Source organism: Lactobacillus sp. ESL0237 (assembly GCF_003692985.1).
GTDB classification, from domain to species: Bacteria; Bacillota; Bacilli; order Lactobacillales; family Lactobacillaceae; genus Lactobacillus; species Lactobacillus bombicola.
Genome location: NZ_REHE01000006.1, coordinates 23,686 through 49,421, shown reverse-complemented (window position 1 = coordinate 49,421; position 25,736 = coordinate 23,686). Strand labels below are relative to the sequence as shown.

Here is a 25,736-nt window from a genome sequence, read left to right as displayed (position 1 = left end):
TTAAGATAAATGCCGCCCAATCGCATTTCCAATTACTGACAGGGTAAAACAAACAATAAAATATAAAACTGCTAAAGCAGCAAACATTGGCAAGATATAGTTAGCATTTTGGCCATAAATAACTTGAGCATGCTGCATCATTTCTGGTACAACAATAATTGTTGCTAATGAGGTATCCTTAATTAGTGAAACAAATTGACTGATGATTGTTGGAATCATATTCTTATAAGCCTGAGGCAGAACCACATGCCACAAAGCTTGAATAAAGCTCATTCCCGTTGACCTAGCCCCTTCCATTTGTCCCTCAGAAACCGATTGAATACCTGAACGAACAATTTCAGCAATCATACTTGACTCAAATACTGTCATTGCAATAATTGCAGCTGGAATTGTTTCTGGCCGCAAGCCAAAATTTGGCAATCCAAAATAAGTAAAGAAGATAATCAAAAGTAATGGTACATTACGAATAATATCGATAATGAAACCGACAATTTTTGAAATCCATTTAATTTTAGAGTACCTAATAATACCCAAAATGGAACCAATAATAAAACTTAAGATAACGGAGATTACCGAAATATAAATAGTTACCCAAAGGCCCATTAATAAAAAACGTAAATTAAGCCATGAAAGGGCATTAATCCAATTTTGCATTTCAATGTACCTCCCTTAAGCCAATTTCTTTTCTAAGTGTTGCATATAATAGCTAAGTGGTAGAGTTATGATTAAATACAAGATTCCTACCACTAAATAGCTATTAATAGTATCAAACGTAGTCGAAGCAATTGTATTAGCCTGATACATTAAGTCAAATCCCGCCACAAAAGCAAGGACTGATGAATTTTTAACTAGGTTAACAAATTGATTACCTAATGGTGGAATAACAATCTTAAAAGCTTGTGGCAAAATAATATAGCGCATTGCTTGCCAATATGTCATTCCCGTTGAACGCGCCCCTTCCATTTGACCTCCAGAAACGGATTGGATACCAGAACGGATTGTTTCAGCAATGAAGGCCGAGGTATAGAGGGTTAATCCAATTGTACCAGCAGTAAATCCACTAATCTTTACTACATAGTTGGGAATTACTAAATAAAAAAACATTGTGATTACTAATAATGGAATGTTACGCATAATTTCAACATAAGCTCGACCAATTGTACGCATTACCTTACTTGGTAAAACTTCCATAATAGCAAAAATTGTTCCAATAATTAGACTAAAAAACAGTGCAATTATACTAGAAAAAACTGTCCAGCCCAGTCCAATTAATAATTGGCTACTAAATTTGGTAAAAATATTAATCATTGGCGATACAGCTCCTTATACTTAAAACCTGGAACATCGCCAAACCACTTTTTAATCAAACGATTATATTCACCATTATGCTGCATCTCAAGTACTGCCTTGTCAACAGCCTCGGCAAATGCGGTTTGTCCTTTATCAACTGCAACACCATATGGTTCAACAGTAAATGTTCCGCCACGAACTTCATAGCCTGGGTTTTGAACAGCAAGACCAAACAAAATACCATTATCGGTAGTCAAAGCATCTCCTTGCTTAGATTTTAAAGCATTCATTGCCTGAGCATAATCCTGAAGTTCAATTATTTTTGCCTTAGGTGCAACTTTTTTTATGTTTTGCACCGAATTCGCACCAACAACTCCAATGACGGTTTTACCACTAAGATCTTTGGTACTTTTGATTTTTGAATTTTTGGGAACCAAAAGCGATTGACCAGCATCAAAATACGATTTAGAAAAAGAAATTACTTTTTTTCGTTCCGGGGTTATCGTCATTGTTGCAATTACCGCATCCACATTTCGGTTTTTAAGTAGCGGTATTCTCGACTGCGAAGTGGTTGTAACAAATTCAGCACGCCCTTTAGGTCCTAAAATATGCTTAGTAATATGCTTAGCCATATCGACGTCAAAGCCTTTTTGTTGACCATCATGTACATCAATTAAACCAAATAATTTGACATCACCTTTAACGCCCCAAGTGATTGTATTCGCCTGTTGAACATCTTTTAAAACAGACTGGTTATTTGTACTTTTACCGCATCCACTCACCAGAAAAATGCTAGCTATAAGAGAAATTAGCCAAAATTTCTTTTTCATACATAACCTCCTTAGTGAGAGATAATTTTACTCAAAAATTGTTGGGCACGTACTGTTTTTGGTTGTTTGAAAAAGCTTTGACAATCATCATCTTCGACAATTATACCCTTATCCATGAAAATTACTCGATTAGCTACTTCTTTAGCAAAGCCCATTTCATGAGTTACGATTAAAGAGGTCATTCCGCTATCATTAGCAACTTTCTTTATAACTTGCAAAACATCATCAATCATTTCCGGATCAAGTGCTGATGTTGGCTCATCATATAAAATTAGCTTTGGACGCATTGCTAATGTTCTAGCAATAGCCACACGCTGCTTTTGTCCACCAGAAATTTGTGAAGGCATGTTATGTGCCCATTTTTCTAAGCCAACCATTTCTAGTAAGTCCATTGCCCGCTTCTTATTCTCTGCTTCAGGAATGTGACTAACAATTCTAGGGGCTAACATAATATTTTCGAGTACATCTTTATTTTTATATAAATTAAAATGTTGAAATACCATTCCAACGTCACTACGTAAAATATTTAAATTAGTCTTAGGATCTGACAGGTCGTGCCCGTTAACAATCAATTGACCCTTTTGAATTGACTCCAGACCATTTACAGTACGCACTAAGGTGCTTTTCCCTGAGCCTGAAGGTCCAATCAAAACTACGGTTTCGCCTTGATCAATTTCTAAATTAATGTCGTGCAATGCATGAAAATGACCGTAATATTTTTGCACGTCATGGAACTCTATCATCGACACTGTTATCGCCTCTTTCGTATTTAATTGCAACAAAAATTTTATTGCAAAGTAAAATATATGTTTTCTAGTATACTATAAATGGTTAATTTTTTTAGAAAATATGCATAAATTTAATAAAAAATTATACTTAGCAACTCTAAAAAAGTGTTGAATAACAAACAAAAAGCTCTTATTGTAACAATTTAGACCATTTACTAATTGTTAACTTTATCAAAGAGCTTTTTTATTATTTAATTTATTTTTTACCTAATATACGTTGCAAAAACTTAACTACTTCAACAATAACAATCATACCCAAACCAGCTACTAAAACTATTAGCCATTGTATAATATTTAACTCAGTTACGTCAAAGAACTGATTCATAAACGGCAATTCAACTGCAGACATGACAACTGCAGAAATTAAAATTGCCAGATTAAACCACTTATTCGCAAACGTTCTTTTTGAAAAAATCGATTGGTGAATATATTTAGAATTAACCGCATGGAAAAGTTGAATCAATCCCAGCGTTAAGAAAGCCATTGTCAAAGCATCCTGATGCTGTAAGCTGGTATTACCGACATGTGGGCCAAAATTCAATCCCAATTGGTAGGTAGTTAAAACTAGTATTCCTTCTAGTATTCCCTGATAAACAATTGAACTGGCTACTCCCCCACTGAAAAAGTTTGATTCCTTTCCACGCGGCATTCTTTTCATTATCCCCTTTTCAACTGGTTCAAGTCCCAAAGCAATTGCCGGTAGTGTGTCTGTTACCAAGTTTATCCATAATAATTGAACCGGTGCTAGAATATCCCAGCCTAGCATTGTCATCATAAATACGGTTAATACTTCACCAACATTGCAACTCATTAAATAAAGAATTGCCTTTTGAATATTACTAAATACTTTTCTTCCTTGCTTGACTGCTTCAACAATTGTTGCAAAATTATCATCTGCTAAAATCATATCACTGGCGCCTTTAGAAACTTCAGTACCTGTGATCCCCATCCCAATACCAATATCTGCCTGTTTCAAACTTGGCGCATCATTAACGCCATCTCCAGTCATCGCAACAATCTTACCACGTGACTGCCAAGCTTTAACGATACGTACCTTATGTTCTGGTGAAACTCTAGCATACACACTAAAATCAGGCACATGTTCTGCCAAATAATTATCACTAAAATTATCTAACTGGCTACCTGTAACTACTCGCTCATCTTGATTAGGAGCCAAAATCCCTAACCTTTCAGCAATAGCTTGCGCAGTTACTTGATAGTCGCCAGTAATCATAACTGTTTTAATACCAGCACTATGTGCCTCAGCAATTGCTGCTTTAGCTTCAGGACGTTCCGGATCAATCATTCCAACTAATCCTGCAAAAATCAAGTTTTGCTCAACATTATCGGTAGTTGGTTCATCATATAACTGATCAACAGTTTTATATGCTAACCCCAATACTCGCAAAGCTTTTTGCGCCATTTCCTGGTTGGCAGCCGCAATTGCTGCCCTCTGTTCTTCAGTAATAGGCTCAATTTTACCATTTTGTTCAATTTTGGTTACACGCTTAAGCAATTGATCGGGAGCACCTTTGACTGCTACAAAATACTGCTGCTGGTCCAAATTAATGGTACTCATCAATTTCCGACTAGAATCAAATGGTACCTCTTGCAGCCGTTTATGTACTTGCAGAAGTTGCTGAACAGCAATTTTTTGATTAAGGGCAAATTGAATTAGAGCAGTTTCTGTCGGATCACCTAATAGTTTATTATTATTATCTAATTTAGAATCATTTGCTAGAACCATGGTCATTAAAGCATGATTATCGGCTGCAAGTGCTTGTGTAGCTGGATGCTGTTGATTATTGTAAAAAACTTGCTCAACAGTCATTTTATTTTGTGTTAAAGTTCCAGTCTTGTCAGAACAAATAATGTCTGTAGCTCCCAGTGTTTCGACCGCCGGAAGCTTGCGTACTATTGATTTGTGCTTAGCCATTACCTGGGTACCCAGTGCTAGAATAATTGTTACAATTGCTGGCAAGCCTTCAGGTATCGCAGCCACAGCTAAAGAAACGGCTACTAAAAACATGTCAATTGCCAATTTATCCGTTGGCTCGGTTCCTCTTTTCGTAAAAAAGCCAACCACAAACACGATTGCACAAATCAGCAAAATCATGATCGTTAGAGTTTTGCCTAATTGATTAAGATTACGTTTCAAAGGGGTATCTGTTTCATCAGTATTATTAAGCATTGTAGCTATTTTACCAACTTCAGTATTCATCCCTGTTTCTGTTACAATACCTTCTCCACGCCCATAAGTCACATTAGTGTTAGCAAAAGCCATATTTTTCTGGTCTGCTAAAGCAACTTTTACGTCATTAATAATTGTTGCCTCTTTGTCAACTGGTACAGATTCACCGGTTAAAGCTGATTCCTCAACTTTTAAACTTTTAGCTACTGTTAAACGTAGATCAGCCGGTACAACATCCCCAGCTTCAAGTAAAACTATATCACCGGGAACTAATTGCGGACTCGGAATTTCTACAATCTGCCCTCCACGTCGCACATGCGCATTCGGTGTAGCCATTTTCTTTAAGGCATTAATTGCTTCTTCTGAACGCGCTTCTTGAAATACACCAAGAATAGCATTTAACATAACCACGACCATAATAATCGCTGCATCAGTCCATTCTTGAGCCACAAAGCCCGATAAAACAGCTGCAATAATTAAAACGATAATCATAAAGTCCTTAAATTGCGCTAAAAACCTTTGCCAGATACTAATTTTTTTCTTGCCTGCCAAACTATTAGAACCATATTTTTCTCGTGCTTCAAGCACTTGACTGTCTGTTAATCCCTTAGCACACGAAGTAGAAAATTCCTGTTCAATTGTTGCGACAGTTTGATGATAAAAATCTTGCAATATTTTAACCCCCTAATTACTAAAAAAGAGACTCGTGCGCTTAGCACACAAGTCTCACTAATTAAGATAAGTCCAGAAGTATTTCTTCGATTGTTGGACTTACCGCAAATAATTGCTGTTACTCCCTTATGATTATTTAATTATAAATAATTTTGGCATTTTTAACAAGAATAAATAATTAAAATGAATAAAATAATCCAGCGAGTGCACCGTTAATAATACTTACTGCAGTTGCCACCATAAATAAACGCAAGGCGTGTCTGGCAATTGCTTCACCATGTTCTTCATCGACCATAGTATGCATAATACCTAATGTGGTTCCTAAATTAGGTAAGTTAGCAAATGAAATCAAAAATACGCTAACGATTGCTTGGGTTTTAACTGGCACGGCATTCATATTAATTTGATTAATTGCTACAAAAATATTTGTAAAAGCTTTCGTTGCTAAAACTGTCCCGGCACTAACAATTGAATGTGGATCAATTCCCATTAAAAATGCAACTGGAGCACAAACATAGCCAATTAAAGCAGTTAAAGTCTTGCCGCAGGCCGATTTGAAAATAATGTTAACAAATGTAATTAAAGAAACAAACCCAATGATTGAAATTGAAATATTAATCGCTAATTTAAAACCCAAACCCATACTGTCAATCAAACGTGTAATAAGTGATTTCTGGTTTGTACTTTTAGTTGAAATTTCATAATTAACTTGCGTAATATCATATGGCGCAACAATTTTTGCGACAATAATTGATGTAAATAAATTAAGTACCAGCGCTACAAGAATAAATTCTGACTTAATAATGTGCATGTATGAAGCAAGCATTGTCAAAGTAGTATTTGATAAAGTGTATATAGACAAGGTAAACAACTGGTTAGGGGCCATTTCCTTCATCTGGTCTTTAAAGGGAACAAATACACCGTTACTTACAATTGGATAACTTAAAATTGCAAAAGCATTAATTTCATCAATGTGAAACAACTTTTTAAGTACTTTACCAACATATTTTATAATAAATGGTAAGATGCGTAAGTACTGTAATAATTCAATTAAGGCACAAATGAAAATTAATGGTAGTAGCACATCTAAGAAAAATTGCGAAACTACACCAGGATTTTTTAAATTACCGAAAACAAAATTGACGCCCTTACTACTAGAAGCACTAATAATGTTTAAACTACTAGAAAGCCCATTAATAATCCAGTTACCGATTGAAGTTTTCAGTATTAAAAACAGCAAAATTATTTCTGTAATAAACAGGTATAAAATTGATTTATAATCAATATTTTCCCGATCAAAACTAACCCAATACAGTAAGCCCAAAACTAAAATTATTCCAATTAATCCCATTCTCTTCTCCTTATCCGCGTTGTTTTAAGTAGTATGAATATTCATCAAAAATATTATCAACAAATTGTTCAGTCAAACGATACTCTGGTACATCATATGAATTTGTTAAAACAACAAAATCTTGAGCATCATTAGGGGAATGCCCCTCTTTTAAGGTCCAAGGCTGTTGGCTAAAAGTTGTGTATTCAGACTTAGTCAAATGATAAATTCTAACACCATAAGGAATAGTAAAGGAATCAATTACCTGTTTTCTAGTTTTACCTTGTAAATTGATAAAAATTCCTAAATTTGTGCGCGCAAATTTCTCTTGCAAAAAACTAACCAACTGACTAAGATCAAGTTCTTCACTTAGCCATTCTTGATATTCTTGCTCATCATAAAAGCTCTCAACTTTTGCTAGTAGAGTTTCACTGGCAACCACTTCTTCTTTTCGCTGAGTGATTTTATTATACTCATCGAATTCAAACGTTAAATGACCATAATAATTGCCACGATAACCACATTGAACAATTAAAGTTTGTCCAATTTGTCCATGATTAACCCGATGTTGATGACCACAACTAAATCCATCAATCCCTGGAGTTTGTGAAACCAATTTAAAAGTTTCGTCTTCTCCCGTTGCATAATTAATTTCATTATGTGTTGCTAAGTCACGTTCAATTCCACCATGATACCCTACTAAAATCAGATCTACTTGATCTCTTAAAACGGCAACTTGCTTTTGCAACTCTGGTAAAGCTGTTTTAACAATCACACCCCTGGTAACTGGAAAATCACTAATCATTGACATTCGACTAGTTACTAAGCCAATAACGCCTACTTTAATACCATTAATTTCTTTAATAGCAAATGGTGGGAAAAGTAACTCATCTTCTTCAGAAAAAGCATTACAACATACATAGTCAGCATTTAAATGCTTAACCTGCTCTTTCAAATAGTTAATTCCGTGATCAAAGTCATGGTTACCAGGTACCATAACATCAAAACCAATTGCATTAGCATAATCGACTAATGGTGAAACCGTCATTTGATCACAGAAAAAGGTAGTTAAAGGATTGCCCACAAAAAAGTCTCCACTATCCATTAATAATGAATGAGGATACTTTTCTTTTAATCCCTCAAAAGCCAATGCTGGCTGTTCTCCCGTATTAGCAATGAAGCCGTTAATATCCGTTGTGGTTAACACATTTATTTGCTTAGTCATTGTTTTTTCCTTTGCATTAATATTAATATTGTTAACAATACAATTAATTTTATAATAAATAGTTCGTAAATATCAATATATTTTTTGAACCAATTAATTATATATTGACATTATAATCTGATTAAATTATTATATTATTAATTTTTTAAAAAATATAAAATAAAAAATTAATAATATTAAAATATAGTTTAACCGGGAGAATATATGGATAAAATAAATAAAGATGCAGCAGCTATTTTAAAATATGTTGGTGGCTCGCAAAACGTAAATAGTCTTGTCCATTGTGTGACTAGACTAAGATTTGAACTTAAAGATAGTCATAAAATTGATGAAAAAAAATTAAATGATTTATCCTGTGTTTTAAGTATCGTACACACTGGCGGGCAAGATCAAATTGTAATTGGTCCCAACGTAGCTGAATATTATGACATTATTCAACAAAAATTAGCCACTAATAAACAGACTGATTTAAATAAATCACCTGAAGCTAATTCAAGTAATAAAGTAAAATTTTCATTGACAAAAATTATTTCAGGCGCTTTTATGCCTTTACTTTCAATTATGTCTGGCGCGGGCATGGTTAAGGCTATCCTGACTGTATTGACTAGTCTGCATTGGTTATCAGCCACTAGTACGCCATATTTGGTATTAGCTGCGGCAGGCAATTCCGTTTTCTATTTTTTACCTATTTTTGTTGGTATTACTTTAGCCAAAGAATTTAAGGCTGATCCTTTTGTTGGCGGAGCATTAGGAGCTGCATTATTAGAACCCAGTTTTACCCATTTAATTGGCAAACATGGTTTAAACTTTTTAGGAATGCCATTAGACCCGATTGATTATTCAACTACTGTTTTTCCTATATTTGTCATTATTGGGGCATACGTTATTTTAGAACGTTTCTTAAAACGAATTATTCCGCAACAACTACAAATTTTTTTAAACTCAACAATTTGTTTAATTATTTTAGTACCAGCAACCGTTTTAATTTTTGGGCCATTTGGTAATACAGTGGGTAATTGGATTTCCACAATTATTATGTGGCTATTTGGCAAAAGTAGATTAGTAGCAGGTTTAGTACTGGGAGCATCCTACTCATTTTTGACTGTCTTAGGATTACATTGGGGACTCGTCCCGATTACGTTACAAAATTTAAAAGTCTATGGTGGTGATGTCATTGGTGGCGTCGGCGTATGCGCATTTTGGGCTCAAATTGGTGTTGCTTTAGGTGCATTTTTATATAGTTTAATTAAAAGTAAAAATGCTAAACTAGAAAGTTTAGCAGGTTCAGTAACAGTTACTGGAATTTTTGCAGGCGTAACCGAACCAATTTTATATGGTTTAATTATGCCTTCCAAGCGTTTAATTATTATTACGGCAATTGCTGGCGGGCTAGGTGGTGCAGTTAGTGCCTCTTTACACGTTGTGGTTAAATCATTTTTAATTGATAATATTTTTTCAATCTTAATGATGATGTATGAGCCAATTGGATTCATGATTCTAGGTTCGGGAACCGCACTTTTAACAGGGGCTTTGCTCACTTACTTTTGGGGCTTTGAAAAGAGTACAAAGAAATAATTCTATCTCTAGCAAAAAAGTTGTTAAGTCTATACTTTTCAGTAAGACTTAACAACTTTTTCATTTTATAAAAATAGCTAACTAATTGCTACTTCAAGCCAGACCACTGCCATTCCGTAACTTCAGCGATATCCTTACCATTATCTCTAATGTATTGGTGATGCTTCGCCAGCAATTGATCCATTTTAGCAACAAAACCAGCACTTTGCTCTGCATATTGCGGTACACTCAAAATTGCATCCTTTGCTAAATGGAAACGATCAAGTTGGTTGACTACTCGCATATCAAATGGGGTAGTAATATCACCTTCTTCTTCATAGCAATGAATATGAACATTGCTACGCCCGCGACCAAACCAAATCGATTCCATCATCGCCTTGTATCCATGCCAAGCAAAGATAACAGGTACATCACTTGGGAATAGTTGCTCAAATTCTGCATCAGAAATTGCTGCTGGATTATCCTCAGTATTAATCAACTTCATTACATCAATAATGTTAATGTACCGAATTTTTAAAGCTGGGAAGTTCTTATGCAAAAGGTCGATTGCTGCAAGCGATTCCATTGTTGGCTCAGTCTCAGTTGAAGCAAAAACTACATCTGGTTTAGCATTTTGATCAGTAGACGCCCAGTCAATATATGATAAACCATGCTCAGCAATTCTCGTTGCTTCATCAATAGAGAACCACTGCGGACGCTCTTGCTTAGAAGTAACCAGAATATTAATACATTCACGATCAGTAAAAGCTTTTTGTGAAATTGCTAAGAGTGAGTTGGTATCAGCTGGTAAATATTCATGAACAAGGTCTGGACGATTCTTTTCATACATATGAGTAAGAATACCTGGATCTTGGTGGGTATAGCCGTTATGATCTTGTTGAAAAACAGTTGAAGTAGCTACAAAGTTAAGTGAAGGATAATCCTTGCGCCAGTATTGTTCCTTAGCCTTTCTTAACCACTTCATATGTTGAGTCAACATTGAATCAACTACGCGGCCAAATGATTCATAAGTAGCAAAAAAGCCATGTCGTCCAGAAAGAACATATCCTTCAAGCCACCCTTCATCTTGGTGCTCCGACAATTGCGAATCAATTAAGCGACCACTTGGTGCCAAATTTTCATCATTAGGGGTATGAACTGACCCTTCCCATTGCCGTTTTTGATCATCAATAAATTTAAATAATCGATTTGATTTAGTTTCATCAGGACCAAAGCCCCTAAAATCATTAGGGTTAAGATTGGCAATTTCATTTAGATATTTTGCCCATTCCGTCATATCTTCTGCTTCAATTGAACCAGGTTGGTCAAATTTTAAAGCATACTTACGATAATCAGGTAAATTCAAACGTTTGGCATTTTTTCCACCGTTAGTAATCGGGTTCATAGCCATGCGTCTGTCACCTTGAACATTATCAGCAGTTACGATAGCAGTAGGAGCACCATTTTCATCAAATAATTCTGCTGGATTATAACTCTGCAACCAATCTAGTAACATTTCTTGATGTTCCATATCATCTTGAGCAACTGGAATTGGAATTTGGTGAGCTCTAAATGAATTTTCAATGGGATTGCCGTCAAGATCGGTTTTCGGACCCGTCCAACCCTTTGGTACGCGGAAAATAATCATTGGCCAATGAGCAACAGATTCATCATTATTATCACGTGCATTCTTTTGGATAGCTTTAATTTCTTCAATTACAGTGTCCATAAGTTTAGCCATTTCTTGGTGCACTTGCATATGGTCCTTATAACCAGCAAATTCTCCACCTTGATAAGCTGAAATAATATACGGATGCCAACCCATTCCTTCAAAATACTTAGTTAATTCTTCATCGGACATTCTGGAAACAATCGTTGGATTAGAAATTTTAAAGCCATTAATTTGCAAAATTGGTAAAACTGCACCATCTTTAATCGGGTTAATAAATTTATCACTGAACCAGCTTGCTGCCAAAGGACCCGTTTCAGCTTCACCATCACCAACTTCAACGGCCGCAATTACATCTGGATTATCCAAAATAGCACCAGTACCGTGAGAAATCGAATAACCTAACTCGCCACCTTCATGCATTGAACCTGGAGTTTCTGGGGCAGCATGTGAAGCTGAGCCACCTGGAAAACTAAAACGCTTGAATAGTTTGGCCATCCCCTTTTCATCCTGTTGAATATCTGGATAAAGCTCACTATAAGAACCATCAAGGTAGGCATTAGAAACCATTACCTGACCACCATGACCGGATCCTTCAATGTAAAACATGTCAAGATCATATTTTTTGATTACCCGATTTAAATGGGCATAAATAAAGTTCTGTGGTGAAATGGTGCCCCAATGGCCAATCGGCTTAGGCTTAACATCACTTGCCTTAAGTTCTTCCTTCAATAATGGATTGCTCATTAAGAAAAGCTGACCAACCGATAAGTAGTTAGCGGCACGCCAATGGGCATCAACGCTTTTAAGAAATTCATTTGAGTCATAATCAACTGCCATTTTAATTCTCCCTTTTTTAAAGTTTTTAGTTTCACTTGATACACATATTATAACAAGTTTCCATTTAAGTTCAACCATTTTTATAATTGGTTCGTTCCAATTTTGAAGGCTACTAAATATGGTATTCAAAAAAACAGGCTAAAAGCCTGTTTTTTTATTGATTTAAATTAACAAAAGTATTAAATCTCATGTACTGATAATGTATCCGCATGGTTGATACTTCAAAAGGAGTACCATCATCTAAGAAAAAAATTCCTTCTATTACGCCTACTGGCTCTGTTTTTTTAAGTTGCAAACATTTTTGATCATTCTCGTTAGATGGAGCCACCGTAATATTTAAAAATGCCTTAGTAACAACTTTATTCTGCTTATCTTCTAAATAATTAAATAAGGACTTTTTTAAGTGTTCGGGTTTCAGTTCCGGTACAATTTTGATAGGTAAATAGCCCGTTTCCAGCAAAAAAGGTTGCTCATTTAATAAACGCAAGCGATGAAATTCATATACAAAATCATTAGGTTCCAAAAATAGGTCTTGTGCAATTGCCTTTGGCGCTGGAATAACATTAAAATCAATTAACTTAATACCTTGAGTTTTACCTGGTACTTTAAGACTATCGGTTAAACCCAGATTGGAACCATCATAACGAAACAGAGACTGATTTTTTAGATATAGCGGGTTAATAAAAGTGCCACTGCCACGTTTTTTAAACACAATTCCCTGCTGTGAAAGAAGCTCCATTGCTCTTTTCATTGATGAACGACTTACCTGATAATGATCTGCCAAACTTCGTTCATCTGGAAGACGCATCCCATCGTACTTATTTTCTAAAATATTCTGTTTTATATCACGCATTACCGTGCGATACACAAAATCTGTCATTAATTACCTCAATTGTTCTGCTTTAGTAATTTCATTTACAAGCCAGCTTGCAAAAACAGTTTGGTTAATTTCTACTCCTACTTGTACATTTGGCTGCTGACCAAAGAAATTATCAAAATCAATCATCGATGCCCCATAAGCATTACTACTTTTTGTATCAATAACTACATAGGCTGGCTTAAAAGTATACATATCTGGTTCAATTAACATTCCAGCTGCTAAGGCATCATATATTTCGCGACCATCTGTTTCTGTTTCATCATGTAAATTCGTCATAATGTTATACAGCATATCACCAACATCACCAATCTGCTTAATTTCTTGTAACGTTTCCTGCGTAATATAAGCTTGATGACCTAATTCTAGTGGTGCCAACAGTATTTTTACACCACTAGAAAAAACAATTTGCGCAGCTTCGGGATCCCCAGCAACATTATACTCACTATATGGCCCCCAGTTTCCACGTCCGATTGCTCCACCCATAATTACTAACTGCTCAATTTTAGCTAGATCCTCTGGAAATTGCCGAAAGTAAAGAGCGAAATCAGTTGCTGGTCCAATCTGCATTAAAGTTACTTTTTCTGAACTTTGCTCTACAACTTGGTGAATTGCACTTGCCGCTAATCCTGGCTGCAGTAAACTTTGATCAGCTGCAGGAAATTCATAACCAGCAAGACCATTTTTACCATGAACATCAGAAGCATCAATAGCTTGACGTAATAAAGGACACGTTGCGCCGGAGACAACTGGTACCTTCGTTTTTAAAAATGCTTCTAATTTTAATGTATTAACCAAAGTGTTAGCTAATGGTACATTACCCCAAGTTGCTGCAATTAATTTCACATCAAGCTTAGCAGAAAAAAGGGCAATTGTTAGTGCTACTACATCATCTATTCCTGGATCAGTACTAATAATTAATGGTTTTTTTGTCATATATTTTCCCTCTTTGCAAAAATTATTTTTTACGTTGCTCTATTTTACCGTTAGTGTGAGCAATAATCACTTCATCACACATATTTATAAAAAGGCCATGTTCGACTACTCCTACCATATGGTCAAGATAAGCTGCTAATCCTTGTGGCACTAAGATTCGCTCAATATTTAAATCAATTATATAATTGCCATAGTGAGTAATAAATCGCTTTTCATCAGCCATGCGCCATGTAGGCTTGAGCCCTTGCGCTTGAAACCGGCGAAAATTTTGCTCGCAGGAAATGGGTAATACTTCAACTGGTAAAGGAAAACCACTCAAATAATCAACTACTTTAGATTCATCAACAATCCAGATTATTTTTTTAGAATTAACTGCTACATTTTTCTCCATAGTCAAGGCACCGCCACCACCTTTAATACCGGAAAAGTCAGTAGCAAAACGATCAGCACCATCAATCGTTAAATCAAGTTGATCAACTTCAGCTAATTCATCAACTTGAAAGCCCCACCGCTCCATTTGTCTCTTACTTCTGCTGGAAGTCGTAACAATTGCCGCTAATTCTAAATGTTCTTCTTTTTTACGACGACCTAGTTCATCGATTAAATAAGCGACCGTTGAGCCCGTGCCTATCCCTAATTTCATTCCTGAGCGCACCAAACTCGCAGCCTTGATTGCTGCTCTTTTTTTTAATTCAGCTTGATTCTGTTCGTCCATTACCTACACCTTTCTCATAATTATTTTTAATAACCAGCAAATTAACTTTATTATAGCAAATAAATTTAATAATCATGGCACTAAAAAAGACAGCCCGAAAGACTGTCTTTTTATTTGCTAGTTTCATTATTCTGGATCAATAGTAGGAGCTTGATTAATCTCACTAGCCATCATCCAAATCCGTTTCTCTATATCAGTATGGAAACCCGTTAGCATATCATTAGTTGAATAGTCGCCTTCTTCATCACTAACTCTGATTCCCTCTTCATAAAGCCCTTCTAAGTATTTATAACCAGCAATTATTTTGGCATAACGTTCATCAATTGTTTCAGTCCAATTGCCCTTTTCATCCGCAATCTTTGTTTTCTCAGCAATTTCACTTAAAGTTGAGACGGGAGAGCCATCAAGCGTAATTAAGCGCTCTGAAACTTGATCAAGCTGATCAGCTAATTCGTCCATTACCTTGTCTAAGTATGGATGTAGTTTTAAAAAGCGATTTCCTCTCATATACCAGTGATGTTGGTGAACAACCATATGCATTTGCGTTAAATCCGCTACTAATTGATTTAATACTTCTTTAGTCTTTGGATATTTCATTTAGAATTCCTCCATTTCAGATACCTTGCTTACTTCTTTATCATAACAAGAAAGCGGTCGCAATACCAAAATTTAGTTTATAAAATTTAACTTACTACTTCTTAATCATATTGATAGCTGTATTAGCTTGATTATAAGTTTTTTCAGGATCATAGATACGATCACGAGCAAGTGACAAGTATATTTTTTGCCCATTATTTAATACAAGTTCAAGCCCAAACGGATTCATCAGCATAGAAATAATGCCTGAAAAATAAACTTGCAGCATATCAAAAGGCACTGTAAAAGCCATTTTTTTGATTTCATTTTTACCAACTAAGTGAGCTGATTTAATGTCAGTCAATTTAATTGTCTTTACAGGAGCATTTTTACCCAACAACAATAATTTAAATTTGTTGAAACGATTACCATAATTGTAATATGTTATTTCTTGCTTAGAAATAGTAAAATAATTAAATTCATCCTGCAAAACTGTAGGGTAATAAACTAGAGTAATCAACAAAAAAATTATTATCCCCGCTAAAATAGCCCAAATAATTGGGTGAATATTCATTAGTTGTAGCATTATTGCCGCTAAGCTTCCTATCCCTAAACAAAATAACAATCCAATTAATAATGGCCGAAAATTTAATTTTTTACCAAAAATCAGCATCAGTCATACCTCTTTTCATTATTTCTATTTTCTATTATAGCACCTTTTTGGTAACGCTTTCTTTAATAATATAAAAAAGCTGGCTCCAAATGCAGCCAGTTTTTTATATTATTAATTATTGTTAGTCAGTAGCAGTTTGCTCTTTCTTCAATAAGACATTGTCATAATGCTTGATAAATGGATACCAAATAAGAAAAGCTACAATTGCGCAAACAATTGAGAGTACTCCACCTTGCCAGCTAGCAGTGGCAATAAAACCACCTAAGCCAACTGGTGTCGGCCATGGCTGTTGCATAATAATTTTAGGCACCAAATGTGAACTTATTCCTAAGTAAGCAATAATTCCTGACGCAAGTGGTGCACAAATAAACGGAATCATTAAGTTAATATTATAGACAATCGGTAAGCCAAAAAGTAAAGGTTCATTAATATTAAAGATTGCGGGCACAATTTCAACCTTTCCCAATTCCTTTAATTGAGCTGAACGTGCTCCTATTACTAACCAAATAGCAACACCTAACATCGCACCTGAGCCACCAATAGATATAAAGGCGTTAGTCGGGTCACCAGCAAAGAAGTGATGCGCTCCTTTAACATTAGCAGATATGTTGGCTAAAACAATTGGGGTATAAAATGAACTAATAATGGTTGCCCCATGGATACCAAACCACCATAAGAAATGAATTAAAAATACAATAATTAAAAAGCCCCACCAAGTATCAGCAATATCGCTAATAAAGGAAAACGGAATAAATAAAATCTTAAATAAATCTGTTCCAGCTAAAACAAATCCAGCATTAATTGCAGCAATAATAATTGCGACACAAAAAGCAGGAATTAAAGCACTAAAGGAATTTGAAACGCCAGATGGAACTGAAGCAGGCATCTTAATTTGCCAGTTATGCTTGATGGTATAACGATAAATTTGAACAGTTAACCAGGCAACGACTAACCCAATAAAGATACCAACTGCACCAATCCGATAAATTCCTGAATTATTGGCCTCATAACCCCCAGCAACCATTTGGGTTTTATTGAAAACTTGCACGAATTCCATTCGGCCATTTTTCCAGACCAACTCAGCTACCGTGATAAAGAAGCCCATTAAAAACATCATTAACCCATTCATCGGGACTAAGTTAATTTTTTCCTCATCATGATAAATTTTAGTATACGAATAAGCAAAGGTGCCTGAGAAGACCAAGGCAATAATCCCCATGGTTGCATTATAGACTGATTGGTATAAATTAGAAAATCGGCCAATCGTATTCGCATAAAAGCTTATAAATCCCGGTGTATTAATAATCTGTGGCAACACCGTTAAAATTAAGAAAAACGCTCCAACAATTGAAAACGAGATCACACTGTAACCCGCATCCATAATTGCCCGCACAAATCTTGTTGCCGCAAATTTACCCGCGGCGGCGGCAATTCGCTCCTTAAACGGCTTTTTGGCTTCAACCATAATCAAAACTCCCTTCAAAATAGTAATTTTTAAAAACTACTTAATTAATATTGTAATCGTTTTCATAACTAATGCAAGAATTTTTTAATTATTTTTGAAAGTTTCAATAACCTTAACATACCTATCACGATTATTAATAATCTGGTGAATCCGCTTAATTGACCAATACGCTAAAATAACACCAATAAAAAGGATAGCTAATATTAAATAACAAACATTATTAGTATTTATAAAAGGGAATAAGTCTACTCTAATAGGTAAAAAAAGACTCCCCGCCAATAACAGGTTGACCGCCAATTGTAGCCACAAAAAGGCTTGCGTTACTGGTACAGCTGATTTTCGATTATGCAATTTAGCTAATTGTTCAATCGCTGCAGCAGTAGCAATTAAAGTCATAATTCCTGCTATAACAACTCCAAGCCACGTTTTATATTGAATTAGAATTAATAACCAAAAAAGATTAGTAAACAAAAAAATGACCACTATATAACGCAACATTAGATAACGACTAAAGTATAAATACTTGATGCTGTCTTCATGGTTTTTACGTTGGTAGTCTGCTTGATTTTCTTTCTTATTGATCATAAAAAATCTCCCATCTTATAAATTTATTATAGTCTTTATATACTAATAAAAGTCAATTATTATTTAACTTGATAAAACACTTCAATTTATTATAAAATAAATCTGTTAGCGCTATCAGTATAAATGACAAAAGGAGAAAAATATGTATTCAGCAAAAATGCCAGATGGTTTTTTATGGGGTGGTGCCGTTGCTGCGCACCAATTAGAAGGTGCTTGGAACGTTGATGGTAAAGGAATATCTGTTGCCGATGTAATGACCGTTGGTTCGGCAACTAAACCTCGTGAAATAACAGACGGAATTGTTCCAGGAAAAAACTATCCAAATCATAGTGCTATTGATTTTTATCATCATTACAAAGAAGATATCAAATTAATGGCCGAAATGGGATTTAAAGCATTTCGAACTTCAATTGCGTGGACAAGAATTTTTCCTAATGGCGATGACAAAGAGCCTAACGAAGCAGGTTTAAAATTTTACGATGACTTATTTGCCACTTGTCATCAATATGGTATCGAACCGGTAGTTACTATATCTCATTTTGAAATTCCGTTTAATTTAGTCAAAAAATATAATGGTTTTACCAACCGGAAATTAATTGACTTTTTTGTTCGGTTTGCTACGGTCTGCTTTAAGCGCTATAAAGATAGTGTTAAGTACTGGATGACTTTTAACGAAATTGATAACCAAGCAGCCTATAATGATGATTTTCTAATGGCTACTAACTCTGGAATTATGCTTGACAACTTAAGTGACAAAGAAAAAGAAGCTGCCATGTACCAAGCGGCTCATTATGAATTAGTTGCATCAGCTTTGGCGGTTAAAGTTGGGCACAAAATTAATCCTGACTTTGAAATTGGTTGTATGATTAATTATTCACCCGTTCGGCCTCTTACTTCATCTTCAGCAGATGTACTATTGGCTGACAAATTTGAACAACGCCGCTCTTGGTTCTCTGATGTCCATGTTTTTGGTGTATATCCCAACGAAGTTGAAGCATATATTACTCGTAACGGCTACCGCCCAGATATTACCGATGAAGATCGGATTGTCTTAAAAGAAGGTACTGTTGATTATGTTGGCTTTAGTTATTATCAAACAACTACCGTTTCAGCGGAAAAAGTTAAGCCAGATGAACTAAATGATTTAGCTAAAGCCGTGGCCAAAAATCCAACTTTAGAACGTAGCGATTGGGGCTGGGAAATTGATCCTGAAGGTCTGCGCATTGCTTTAAACCATTTAACAGATAGCTATCACAAACCTTTATTTATTGTTGAAAATGGTCTTGGGGCATACGATAAAGTTGAAGCCGATGGCTCAATTCATGATGATTACCGCGTTGATTACTTAAGAAAACATATTTCAGAAATGGAAAAAGCCGTGGAAATTGATGGCGTTAATTTAATGGGATATTTACCTTGGGGACCAATTGATTTAGTTTCAGCTGGAACAGGACAAATGGATAAGCGTTATGGCTTTATCTACGTTGACAAAAACGACGCTGGCGAAGGTACTCTAAAGCGTTCACGGAAAGATTCGTTTGACTGGTATAAAAAAGTAATTAAGACTAACGGTTTAGATTTGAATTAAAATAGATGAATAACAAAAAAACGAAGTTAAACTGAACTTCGTTTTTTATTTACTATTATTTATTTTGCCAAGGAATTAGCTTCATATAATTTCTCATACAAATCAACCATTTCACCTGCTAAATCTCTAAAAGTAATCGCATTCATCAAATGATCTTGTGAATGAACCACAAGTAGAGTTACATTAGTGTGCCCTCCTTGAGCTTCTTGGGTTAACATTGCAGTTTGCGAATTATGGGCTTCATTTAAAGAAGCATCAGCTTCTTTTAACTTAGCCCGCGCTCCTGTAATATCACCTTTTTTAGCTTGACGAATCGCCTCAAAAGCCAAACTCTTTGCATTACCACCATTGGCAATTAGACCCATCGCAGCCTGTAAAGTTTGCTCTTCTGTTTGATTTTCTGCCATCTTAATCTCCCGTTTTAACCGTTAATTAAATCTTCTGCTTGTTGTAATACTTTTTTACCATCCATCATGCCATATGCTTGCATATTAATTACATCAAGTGGGATATCTTGACCATCTTTTCCTTTGCCTTTTACTTTATTGACAAAATCATCTTTCATATAACTAACTTGTGGTCCAAGTAAGACACAATCAATTTCTTCTTGCCCAATGTGTTGTGAGGCTTCTGAAGCAGGACAAGCAAAAATTTTTGCATCGATTCCTTGCTCTTGAGCTGCCTGTTGCATTTTTGTTACTAGTAATGATGTGCTCATACCTGCACTACAATTTAGCATAATTGTTTGTTCTGCCATAATAAAATTTTCCTCCTAGAATGTATCCATAAAATTTATTTTATTATACCACTTTTTAGGTAGCGCTTACTATTATGACCTATAAAATGTTTAAATTAATTTTTAATTATCATTAAAAATTTCAAATACATCCATAACTATCGTCTTTAAAATTTTTGCATAATCGCTAAAATACCAATTACAAATAATATTATACTAAAGAAAAATGAAAACGCGATTGCCCCTAAAGAAAAGCCATTATTAGTTCCTTTATGTAGTATCCCCTTAGTATATTTCACACTATTAAATAGTTGATACACTGCTAAACATATTAATATTACACCAAAAAAGCTTTCAAATTTTGAACCATTAATATAATTAAAACTTCTAGACATATGATTACTCCTTTTAGTTATCCTTAATAACTATCCACTTTATAGATAATACATTATAGCATCTACAGTTACTAGTAATATATAAAAATATAGTATTCGTAAATAAATATTTCACAAAAGCAAAAATGACTTAAAATTCTTCATCTTCATCAACTATTTTTTCAGAAACATATTGGTATACACCAGCTGTCCCTGCTTCTATAATAGTCTCAAGTAATTCTGGCATTGTCATTTGTTTACGACTAACAAATAGTTCTAGCAACATTGGCATATTAACGCCTGCCACAATTTCTATATTTGAATATTGCTTTTTAAGGTTAACTAATGTATTAAATGGCGTACCGCCCTTTAAATCCGTCAAACAAATCAGCGGCTGAGACAATAACTCTATTTTATTAGTTAATTGTTCGCTTAATTTATCTAATGATTCGCCCATTGTAAAATTGACTGCATAGCAATTTTCCTGCTTGCCACAAATCATTTCCGCACTTTTCACTAGTTCTAGTGCAGAGTTACCATGCATACAAACTATCACACCAATCATAAATATCACCAATTAATAGTCTAAAGCTCGATAATAGCGTCTTATATCCATCGGATGACGATTCAGGTGTTCAATATGAATATCAATTCGGTTATTGATTGCGTGGAAAACAAATGGTGATAATGTTCCACGATATTTTTCTGAAATACCTGGTAAGTCATAATCTTTGGCATCAATAATCGTATAATTACCACAAATTTTAGGTAAGAAGTTGGCTACCCGCTCACTTAAAGGTCGCTGGCTATCTTCTCCCACATATACGGTTACGGGAGTATCACAGTCAATTATTTCAAACATGCCATGGAAAAATTCTGCTGCTTCAACTGCGCGCGTTTTTAACCAATGTTGCTCCTCCCAATAACACATTGCATAAGAATAAGTTGCCCCCCATTGATTACCAGCGCCAACAAAGTAATGAATTGCATCATCATGGTGCTTTTGTGCAAAATCTTTAGCAAAATCGTCTGCTTTTACACTAACTTCAGCAATGTCTTGAGCGAAATACTGCTCCATTTCTTGATAAAAGTCTTCATAATCAGGAAATTCACCATTTAGATACATTAAGCGATCACCAACCATAAAGAACTTTAGTTGTTCGTTTTCTGGATAAGAAATGCAGTAAGTCAAACTAGAGACAAGCTTTGCTTTCGGATCATCCATAAAACCCAAGATAGTTGCACCTACTTCATTCAACTTTTTGACGGCCTCAACCATCTCTTTAGTATTACCCGTAACAGATGAAATGATTACTAATGTTTTAGCTGTAATTCGTTTATTACCAGTTACAATATATTCTGCTGCATTTTGATAGAAAGTTTCCAAGGCACTCTTTTCTTTCATATGAATGTTAGCTTGCATACCTGAAGCATAGGTGCCACCAATTCCTAACCAACAAATATTAGAAATACCTTTGTTAAATAATGGATCAATTATTTCATTAATCTTGCCTCTTAGCTTAAGGGCACCATCCATGCTTTGAATTAATTCTTGCTTATTAAATTTACGCATTTGTATTTTCCTCTTTTTTAAAATTATGATTAGATCTTTGACGCTGTAATTTCATCAAAATCAGGGTAAGCTGAATGTTGCAAATCAATTCCCTTTTTTTGCGACAAACGATAAGCCAGTAAGTGAATCGGAACAGTCATAAATAAAGCGCTTAACAGTTCATTTGTTTCTACTTTAAGACTTAAATCATGATTACCTAAATTTTGAGCCATACCGGCATAAATTGAGTAAACATGCTCAATATGCTTATTTAAAAATTGTTGCAATAGTTCTTGCCGCTTTTGTAATTTTCCATTAGGCTCCAAGCAAATAACAAAATCATCATGTTTTAGTCCTAAATAAGGGCCATGCATATATTCTTCCAGTTCTTTACCCCAAGAACTGATTCGAACAGCTTCGGTTATTTTCGTTTCGCCTTCTCGGCTAACTCCATAAGCAGCTCCGTAACCAATAAACATTATTCTTTGTGCATTACTAAATTCAGATAAATGCAAATCAACCCACTGACTAGACCTTTTAATAACAGAAGGCATTGCCTGCACAATTGATGTCAGTTCGGTTAAATATTTTTGATAACACGCGCTAGTAATTTGATTTTTTACGCTCGCAATTGTTAATGTGATTAGTAGTAAATCTAAAATTTCCACACTATAACCAGCACTAACATATGGCATTTCTTCTACCGGCATCCCCATTAATAAAAGATTTTTACTAATCTTGGCAACCGGACTATCAAGTTCGCTAGTCAGCGTATATACTTTATGCCCTGCTTCTAGCAAACGTTCGATTAATTTGACTACTGAATAACTATGGCCACCTTGTGAAATTGCCAAACACAAAGTATTTTCTTTGACATTCAACAGATAATTTTCCGAAATTGATGGTTCTTCAATTCGTACCGGCATTTTTAAAATTTTACTCATAAAGGGCAAGGCACCATAAGCTGCATTTGAACTTGACCCTGTTGCATAAATTACTACGTTATCAAATTTCGTTACCTCGTCTTTGGTGAACTTGTCCCCAAACAAACTTTGGTAATTATCGAGAACGGACTGATAATATTGCGGTTCTAAATTAACATAATCTTCAATGCTTTTCACAAATATCTCCTTAAATATTATCCTAATAAACCTGACCAGGCACCAAATATACCAATTGCGGCAATCAACAACAGAATGTACTGTGATTTCCAACCTTTTCGATCAAGCCAAAAAATGAAAAATGTGAATAGTAAGGGTAAAATACCTGGTACTATCCCATCACATATTTTTTGAATCGATGTTGCTTGCGCCCCGCTACCAATTTTTAAGGGCATTTTTAAAGTCACCATTGTCGCCACCATTGCACCGACAACAGCTAACCCTAAAACAGATGCTCCATAGGTCAACTTATCCATTAACCCTGTTTTTTGAATTTTATCAATAAATGATGAACCAACATTATAACCAACAAATAAGCCATAATAGCGCACCAATAATGCTGGAATATTAAAAATTAGCAAAAATAGTAGTGGGCCTAAGATATTACCTTGCAGAGCAAGTGAAGTACCAATCCCGGTTGCAATCACCCGTAAAGTACCCCAAAAAAATGAATCACCAATACCACTTAGTGGACCCATCAGCGCTACCTTAATATTATTAATTGCTACATCGTCAAATTCAGGATCAAGTTTATTTTGCTCTTCCATTGCAATGGAAATTCCTAATGGAAAAGTACTTAGCCATGGAGTGACATTATAGAACTCCAGGTGGCGTTTATAAGCAGCCTGCAATTTTTCTTTATTATTCCCATAGATTTTCCGTAAGGCAGGAACCATGGCATAGGAGTAACCTAAGTTCATCTGCCGCTCATAGTTCCATGCCCATTCCATTGTAAATGAACGCCAAAAAGTCTTCATTAGGTCTTTTTTAGTAAGTAACTTAGAATTCTTCATCTTCATAGTCAATGCCTCCATTTTCTGTATTTAATTTAGCTGTTTTATTAGTACTCGGCGCCGTATTTACTACTGGTTTACCGTTAAATGCGGAATATCCCGTTAAAATCAAGGCAAGACAAGCTCCAAAAATGGCAACTCCGGTAACTGAAATCTTTAAATAAACTGCTAACGCAAATCCGATGATAAAAAAAGTTGCATTCTTTTTATTAATCATCATTTTCATTAAAAGGGCAAAACCATAAGCTGGTAGCAACCCAGTAGCAATTCCCAAGCCATTAATAATGAATTGCGGAATTACACTTAAAATTCCTTTAATTACTGGGCTACCTAAAATATAAGAAATCCCTACCACTAAACCAATTGGTAAGTTAACTGAAAAAAAGCCTCCTAAAACATTCATTCGACTTATACCACTGCCATCAGCTAATTCTGCATAATGATCAGCTCGATGAACAAAGTAAGGCAAAATAAAGATAAAGCACAAATTTTTAATTACTAAAACTAGTGATGCAATAGGAATACCAAGCGTTAAAGCAACAGCGGTACTTTTCCCAGCACCGATAGCAAAAGCTGTACCTAAAACACTACCTGAAATAATTTCCGGGGGAATAGCTCCACCAATTGAAAATGAACCTACAAAGGCTAGTTCCAAAGTTGCACCCATAATGATGCCTTGTTGCAGATTTCCTAATACTAGTCCTGTTAATGTGCATGTTACAAGTGGTCTTGATAGCATTGATGAACCTAAAAAATACTCACCATTTCCCAACATTGCAATTAAGGCTAAAATAATTGCTGTTACATAAACATTCATACCTTAAGCTCCTCAACTCTATTTATGAAATTCCCGCTTATCATCATTGGGAACTTGCTTTATCCAAACATCAACCCCACTAGCTTGAAGTTCATCAAGCTGATCTGCTTCTGTCGGAGTTAAGTTAATTGTTTTTGCATAATTTTTAGTTTCAGGTCGTGGTTTAGTTCCACCCAAATTCAAACTTTTGATTTTTTCTCCTGTCCCCTTAATTAATTTAGTCGCATCGGCCACCGATTCAACTACAATTAGCATTTTATACTTATCAGTTACCCCAGAATTAATGGCTTTGATACTATCATCAACCGATTTCATTACTAATTTAGAGTTCTCTGGTTTAGCCAATCGAATAGCTGATTTCCGAAAATCATCCTTAGCAACTTCATCATTAACCACAAAAATTGTATTTACATCTAAACTATTGAACCAAGAAACGGCCACTTGGCCGTGAACTAATCGATGGTCTACTCTTACAAGCTTAATCATTATTTTCCCTCCA

Annotated in this window: 26 protein-coding genes; 2 read left to right on the top strand and 24 right to left on the bottom strand. The window is 35.1% G+C overall.

What is annotated here, in order from left to right; translation table 11 throughout:
• The 7 genes from F5ESL0237_RS01865 to F5ESL0237_RS01835 all read right to left on the bottom strand — a co-directional run bounded on the left by F5ESL0237_RS01865 (position 1) and on the right by F5ESL0237_RS01835 (position 8,326).
• Positions 1-654 carry an amino acid ABC transporter permease gene (locus F5ESL0237_RS01865; protein WP_118896904.1) on the bottom strand — a complete coding sequence of 218 codons (654 nt, stop codon included), beginning with the start codon at positions 652-654 and terminating at the stop codon, positions 1-3.
• Positions 655-669: 15 nt separating this feature from the next.
• Entirely contained in the window at positions 670-1,308 is a 639-nt protein-coding gene (locus F5ESL0237_RS01860) for an amino acid ABC transporter permease (protein ID WP_090093447.1), read from the bottom strand.
• Positions 1,305-2,120, bottom strand: coding sequence for a glutamate ABC transporter substrate-binding protein (locus tag F5ESL0237_RS01855; RefSeq protein WP_122021372.1), 816 nt, complete (start codon positions 2,118-2,120; stop codon positions 1,305-1,307). Before F5ESL0237_RS01855 ends, F5ESL0237_RS01860 begins: the two co-directional genes overlap by 4 nt.
• Before the next feature lie 11 nt (positions 2,121-2,131).
• Positions 2,132-2,869, bottom strand: a complete 738-nt coding sequence (locus F5ESL0237_RS01850) for an amino acid ABC transporter ATP-binding protein (protein ID WP_305020016.1) — start codon at positions 2,867-2,869, stop codon at positions 2,132-2,134.
• A gap of 235 nt (positions 2,870-3,104) precedes the next feature.
• Positions 3,105-5,774, bottom strand: a complete 2,670-nt coding sequence (locus F5ESL0237_RS01845) for a calcium-translocating P-type ATPase, PMCA-type (protein WP_122024469.1) — start codon at positions 5,772-5,774, stop codon at positions 3,105-3,107.
• Positions 5,775-5,949: 175 nt separating this feature from the next.
• Positions 5,950-7,122: a nucleoside transporter C-terminal domain-containing protein gene (locus F5ESL0237_RS01840; RefSeq protein WP_122024468.1), complete on the bottom strand. Its 1,173-nt coding sequence runs from the start codon at positions 7,120-7,122 to the stop codon at positions 5,950-5,952.
• A gap of 10 nt (positions 7,123-7,132) precedes the next feature.
• Positions 7,133-8,326: a bifunctional UDP-sugar hydrolase/5'-nucleotidase gene (locus tag F5ESL0237_RS01835; RefSeq protein ID WP_122024467.1), complete on the bottom strand. Its 1,194-nt coding sequence runs from the start codon at positions 8,324-8,326 to the stop codon at positions 7,133-7,135.
• A 204-nt stretch (positions 8,327-8,530) separates the two neighbouring features.
• Here F5ESL0237_RS01835 and F5ESL0237_RS01830 point away from each other — a divergent pair, with 204 nt between their 5' ends.
• Positions 8,531-9,901, top strand: a complete 1,371-nt coding sequence (locus F5ESL0237_RS01830; RefSeq protein WP_122021367.1) for a PTS transporter subunit EIIC — start codon at positions 8,531-8,533, stop codon at positions 9,899-9,901.
• An 88-nt stretch (positions 9,902-9,989) separates the two neighbouring features.
• Here F5ESL0237_RS01830 and F5ESL0237_RS01825 read toward each other — a convergent pair whose 3' ends face one another.
• From F5ESL0237_RS01825 to F5ESL0237_RS01790, 8 genes are all read right to left on the bottom strand, one after another.
• Positions 9,990-12,389: a phosphoketolase family protein gene (locus tag F5ESL0237_RS01825; RefSeq protein ID WP_122024466.1), complete on the bottom strand. Its 2,400-nt coding sequence runs from the start codon at positions 12,387-12,389 to the stop codon at positions 9,990-9,992.
• A 154-nt stretch (positions 12,390-12,543) separates the two neighbouring features.
• Positions 12,544-13,269: a GntR family transcriptional regulator gene (locus tag F5ESL0237_RS01820; RefSeq protein ID WP_118897905.1), complete on the bottom strand. Its 726-nt coding sequence runs from the start codon at positions 13,267-13,269 to the stop codon at positions 12,544-12,546.
• A gap of 3 nt (positions 13,270-13,272) precedes the next feature.
• Positions 13,273-14,202, bottom strand: coding sequence for a nucleoside hydrolase (locus F5ESL0237_RS01815; RefSeq protein WP_122024465.1), 930 nt, complete (start codon positions 14,200-14,202; stop codon positions 13,273-13,275).
• A 22-nt stretch (positions 14,203-14,224) separates the two neighbouring features.
• Positions 14,225-14,917, bottom strand: a complete 693-nt coding sequence (gene rpiA, locus F5ESL0237_RS01810) for a ribose-5-phosphate isomerase RpiA (protein ID WP_122024464.1) — start codon at positions 14,915-14,917, stop codon at positions 14,225-14,227.
• A gap of 126 nt (positions 14,918-15,043) precedes the next feature.
• The gene (locus F5ESL0237_RS01805; RefSeq protein WP_090093433.1) at positions 15,044-15,514 is read right to left on the bottom strand and encodes a DNA starvation/stationary phase protection protein; all 471 of its coding nucleotides are present in this window, start codon (positions 15,512-15,514) and stop codon (positions 15,044-15,046) included.
• A 94-nt stretch (positions 15,515-15,608) separates the two neighbouring features.
• Positions 15,609-16,166, bottom strand: coding sequence for a hypothetical protein (locus F5ESL0237_RS01800; RefSeq protein WP_122024463.1), 558 nt, complete (start codon positions 16,164-16,166; stop codon positions 15,609-15,611).
• 121 nt (positions 16,167-16,287) lie between these two features.
• Positions 16,288-17,631, bottom strand: a complete 1,344-nt coding sequence (gene celB, locus F5ESL0237_RS01795; RefSeq protein WP_122024462.1) for a PTS cellobiose transporter subunit IIC — start codon at positions 17,629-17,631, stop codon at positions 16,288-16,290.
• Between the two features lie 84 nt (positions 17,632-17,715).
• Positions 17,716-18,216 (bottom strand): PTS cellobiose transporter subunit IIA, encoded by a 501-nt coding sequence (locus F5ESL0237_RS01790; protein WP_122024461.1) that lies wholly within the window; start codon positions 18,214-18,216, stop codon positions 17,716-17,718.
• Between the two features lie 142 nt (positions 18,217-18,358).
• Between F5ESL0237_RS01790 and F5ESL0237_RS01785 the strand changes: the two genes are divergently transcribed.
• Positions 18,359-19,804 carry a 6-phospho-beta-glucosidase gene (locus tag F5ESL0237_RS01785; RefSeq protein ID WP_122024460.1) on the top strand — a complete coding sequence of 482 codons (1,446 nt, stop codon included), beginning with the start codon at positions 18,359-18,361 and terminating at the stop codon, positions 19,802-19,804.
• A 59-nt stretch (positions 19,805-19,863) separates the two neighbouring features.
• On the opposite strand, the gene F5ESL0237_RS01780 is transcribed toward F5ESL0237_RS01785, so the two are convergent.
• The 9 genes from F5ESL0237_RS01780 to F5ESL0237_RS01740 form a co-directional block, all read right to left on the bottom strand.
• On the bottom strand, positions 19,864-20,211 hold the full coding sequence (locus tag F5ESL0237_RS01780) for a PTS lactose/cellobiose transporter subunit IIA (RefSeq protein ID WP_122021359.1): 348 nt from the start codon (positions 20,209-20,211) through the stop codon (positions 19,864-19,866).
• A 14-nt stretch (positions 20,212-20,225) separates the two neighbouring features.
• A complete protein-coding gene (locus tag F5ESL0237_RS01775; RefSeq protein WP_090093423.1) occupies positions 20,226-20,561 on the bottom strand; it encodes a PTS sugar transporter subunit IIB in 336 nt (111 codons plus the stop codon).
• Between the two features lie 146 nt (positions 20,562-20,707).
• The gene (locus F5ESL0237_RS01770; protein ID WP_122024459.1) at positions 20,708-20,935 is read right to left on the bottom strand and encodes a hypothetical protein; all 228 of its coding nucleotides are present in this window, start codon (positions 20,933-20,935) and stop codon (positions 20,708-20,710) included.
• 130 nt (positions 20,936-21,065) lie between these two features.
• Positions 21,066-21,479, bottom strand: coding sequence for a PTS sugar transporter subunit IIA (locus tag F5ESL0237_RS01765; protein WP_122021357.1), 414 nt, complete (start codon positions 21,477-21,479; stop codon positions 21,066-21,068).
• Positions 21,480-21,491: 12 nt separating this feature from the next.
• Positions 21,492-22,487, bottom strand: coding sequence for an SIS domain-containing protein (locus tag F5ESL0237_RS01760; RefSeq protein WP_122021356.1), 996 nt, complete (start codon positions 22,485-22,487; stop codon positions 21,492-21,494).
• 29 nt (positions 22,488-22,516) lie between these two features.
• On the bottom strand, positions 22,517-23,587 hold the full coding sequence (locus tag F5ESL0237_RS01755) for an SIS domain-containing protein (protein WP_122024458.1): 1,071 nt from the start codon (positions 23,585-23,587) through the stop codon (positions 22,517-22,519).
• A gap of 17 nt (positions 23,588-23,604) precedes the next feature.
• Positions 23,605-24,426 carry a PTS system mannose/fructose/sorbose family transporter subunit IID gene (locus F5ESL0237_RS01750; RefSeq protein WP_122021353.1) on the bottom strand — a complete coding sequence of 274 codons (822 nt, stop codon included), beginning with the start codon at positions 24,424-24,426 and terminating at the stop codon, positions 23,605-23,607.
• Positions 24,407-25,237: a PTS sugar transporter subunit IIC gene (locus F5ESL0237_RS01745; protein WP_118896922.1), complete on the bottom strand. Its 831-nt coding sequence runs from the start codon at positions 25,235-25,237 to the stop codon at positions 24,407-24,409. The genes F5ESL0237_RS01750 and F5ESL0237_RS01745 overlap by 20 nt, the downstream gene beginning before the upstream one ends.
• Before the next feature lie 18 nt (positions 25,238-25,255).
• A complete protein-coding gene (locus tag F5ESL0237_RS01740) occupies positions 25,256-25,723 on the bottom strand; it encodes a PTS sugar transporter subunit IIB (protein WP_122021352.1) in 468 nt (155 codons plus the stop codon).
• Between the last annotated feature and the right edge of the window lie 13 nt (positions 25,724-25,736).